4 protein-coding genes are annotated in these 2,965 nt (G+C 69.7%); 3 read left to right on the top strand and 1 reads right to left on the bottom strand.

Going from position 1 to position 2,965, the window contains the following annotated elements; all coding sequences use genetic code 11:
- Positions 1-208, bottom strand: a 208-nt coding sequence (locus VGD44_RS24085; RefSeq protein ID WP_331090920.1) for an acyl-CoA dehydrogenase family protein, incomplete at its 3' end; no start/stop codon positions are given.
- Between the two features lie 222 nt (positions 209-430).
- Here VGD44_RS24085 and VGD44_RS24080 point away from each other — a divergent pair.
- From VGD44_RS24080 to VGD44_RS24070, 3 genes are all read left to right on the top strand, one after another.
- Entirely contained in the window at positions 431-1,048 is a 618-nt protein-coding gene (locus VGD44_RS24080) for a TetR/AcrR family transcriptional regulator (RefSeq protein WP_331090919.1), read from the top strand.
- 16 nt (positions 1,049-1,064) lie between these two features.
- Positions 1,065-2,294: a hypothetical protein gene (locus VGD44_RS24075; protein ID WP_331090918.1), complete on the top strand. Its 1,230-nt coding sequence runs from the start codon at positions 1,065-1,067 to the stop codon at positions 2,292-2,294.
- 159 nt (positions 2,295-2,453) lie between these two features.
- Positions 2,454-2,965: 2-hydroxychromene-2-carboxylate isomerase (locus VGD44_RS24070; protein WP_331090917.1), on the top strand; the 512-nt coding region annotated here is incomplete at its 3' end.

Raw genomic sequence — 2,965 nt, 5'->3', positions numbered from 1 at the left:
ACCAGCCTTGGCCGCCATAGTCCTTCGGCCAATGGGGCGCGAGCCAGCCGCGCGCGCTGAGCGCGGCCTGCCAGGCCTCGGTTTCCTGCTTGCTGAGGTGCTGGCCCAGCCTCACCCGCCGGGCGAGGTTGGGGGGCAAGGCCTCGGCGAGGAACTGCCGCACCTCCTGGCGGAAGGCCTCGTCCTCGGCGCTGAAGGTGAGATCCATCTCCTTCTCCCCATAGGCGTGGACCCGGCAAAGCTCCAGATCGGCGCGCGATAAGTATTAAAATCGAACCTTATTCGCATGGATCCGCCGACGCATCAACCGCCTCCCATGCACTGGTCCAAGCAATTCCCCTCGGTCATCCGCTGGGGCAATTCGGGTGTTGCAGGATTTCCTGTCCGTTCTATTTTCTGACTCTAATATGACGGTCGGGCGGACGGAGCGATGCGATACGACGCCGGACAGAAGGAGAAGACCCGCCAGCGCCTCCTGCGGGCGACCGCGGAGTCTCTCCGTGCGCGAGGCGTGGCCGCCACCACCATCGGCGGCGTCACCGCCGCGGCCGGCATCACGCACGGCGGCTTCTATGCGCACTTCCGATCGCGGGACGATCTGGTCGCGGCCGGCGTCCGGGAAATGTTCTCGCCGAAAGCCGCGGCGCCGCCCGCGCCCTCGGGGACGTCGGATGCGGCTGAGACCTTGGCCGTCTACGTGGATTTCTACCTCAGCCGGGCGCATCGGGACCGCCTGTCCGCGACCTGCCCGGTCCCGCTGCTGGTCGGCGAGGCCGAGCGGCTCCCGGACGCGGCGCGTTCGAACTTCGCTGAAGGACTCGCCGGGCTGACGGGCCTGATCCGGCGGCAGCTGTCTCACGCAGGACGCAAGGCGCCGGAGGAGGAGGCCCATTCGGTCCTCGCCGAGCTGGTCGGCGCGCTGGCGTTGGCGCGGGCCGAGCCGGATCCGGAGAGGTCCGACGCGCGGCTGGAGCATTCCCGCAAGGCCATTCGGGGCCGGTTGGGCCTGGGTCCGCCCCCGCCCGAGGCCGGGCCGCGAACGCCCTAGGACCGCAGGACGCACCGTGGAATCCCAGGAGGCGCTTGCCGCAGACGTCGCACAGATGGCCAGCGACCTGGCCGCGGCGCTGGCGCTCGGGAGCGATCCCGAGCTCCAGACGTGGCTGCGCGCTCAGTCGGGCGCACGCGCTCTCGAGCCCGTCCATGTCCGGGTGGCGTCGTCCGAGATCTGGGCCCGCCTCGAGGCTGGCGGCGCGGTCCTGGTCCGCCAGGCGCCGCCGCTCGGAGCCCGCTTCGACCTCTTTGACGCGCTCCGTCGCGACCCGGCGCTATGGCCGCGGATGCAGGCCAGCATCGATCGGTCCGGCGCGCGGACCCGGGCCGATGGGATGCTGGCGATGGTGTTCGACCCCGCCACGGATCCCTCCCGCCGCGGCATGGCCGAGCTCCTGTGTTGGGCCCCGCTGTTGGAACGCACCGCCTACCGCTTCGGCGCGCGCTGCGTCGCCAGTCTCCACGAGATGCGCCGCGACCTCCAGGCCGATACCGGTTCGGCGCCCGCGCGACGGCGGGCATTGCAGACCTACTGGCGGCTGGCTCTGGCCAACAGCCACCTCAGCCTCCTGGCGACCGCAAAGGACGCCCGCGCCTGGCTCGTCGACATGGCGGACAGCTTCGAATGGATCAGCTGGACCCCGAGCCTGCCCCTCGTGCAGGAGCGATCGCTGTGGTTCGGCGCCGTGGCCGCCCGAAGCGCCGCCATATTCGGCGAGGCGGTCATCGAGAAGTACCTCCGCGCGCTCGCCCTGGCCACCCAGCCGATGCGCGTGTTCGACGCCGCGTTCGGCCTGCTGGCCATCGCCTTGGACGATCCCCGCGTGGTTGCCGCTCTGCGGCCCGCGCTGGCCGGACAGGCGCAGGCCTTCCGGCGCCAGGGCGGGGCATATGGGCCGCTGCAGGCGAGCATGGTGGAAAACGCCCTCGCCTGCTTGGCCGAGCCGGAGGCGGCGGATCGAGCTTTCCTCAGGGCCGTGGGCGGGCTCGGGCCAACGCTGGAAGCGGGCCGCGGCCTGCTCGGGCGCGCCGCCGTCCGGCTGGACATCGCCGCACCGATCGGCTCGGATGGCTATCTCGGGTTCCTGGCCCTGCCCCGCCTGCTGCGGACGCCGCTGCCGGAGTTCTATCCGGCGGGCGCCCCCCGGCCCGCCGCGTCCAGCCTCCCGCCAGCGGCGATTGCGGACCACCTGGCTCGGGCGTTCAAGCCCGCGCCCCGGAACCCGATCAAGCTCCACTGACTCAGGGCGTGGGGAGCGGACGCACCGGAAGATTCGCCGGCCAGTTCCTGAACTTGCCCGAATGAGGGCTTGATCAGGGGGCGTTCGTCTGTCAGTGCTATTTTCACACTCATGGATCGACTGCATTCGGCAGCCGCGCACTTCGACGAGAGGAAAGAGATGAACGTCGAGTTCTTCTTCGATTTCGGCAGCCCGAACGCCTATATGTGCCACCGCGTGCTCCCGAAGATCGAGGCCCGTACCGGGGCCAGGTTCACCTATGTGCCCATCCTCCTGGGCGGCGTCTTCAAGCTCACCGGCAACCAGTCGCCGGCCACGGCCTTTGCGCACATCAAGAACAAGCCCGAGTATGAGCGCATCGAGACGGAGCGCTTCCTCAGGAAGCACGGCCTCTCCGACTTCCGGTTCAATCCGCATTTTCCCGTCAACACGCTCCAGCTGATGCGGGGCGCGGTGGCGGCCCAGGTGGCCGGCGTGTTCGAGGCCTTCGTGAACCAGGTCTACGACGACATGTGGGTTCGCGGCCGCAAGATGGACGACCCTGAGGTCTACGCCGCCTCCCTCGTGGAAGCGGGCCTGCCCAAGGACGAGATCCTGCGCCTGGCGCAAACCGAGCCCGTCAAGGCGAAGCTCCTGTCCAATACTCAGGGCGCAGTGGACGCGGGGGTCTT

The sequence above is a fragment of the Phenylobacterium sp. genome, from assembly GCF_036402295.1.
Taxonomy (GTDB): domain Bacteria; phylum Pseudomonadota; class Alphaproteobacteria; order Caulobacterales; family Caulobacteraceae; genus Phenylobacterium.
Note: the sequence above shows the minus strand (reverse complement) of the source record. Positions and strands in the feature narration are given on the sequence as shown.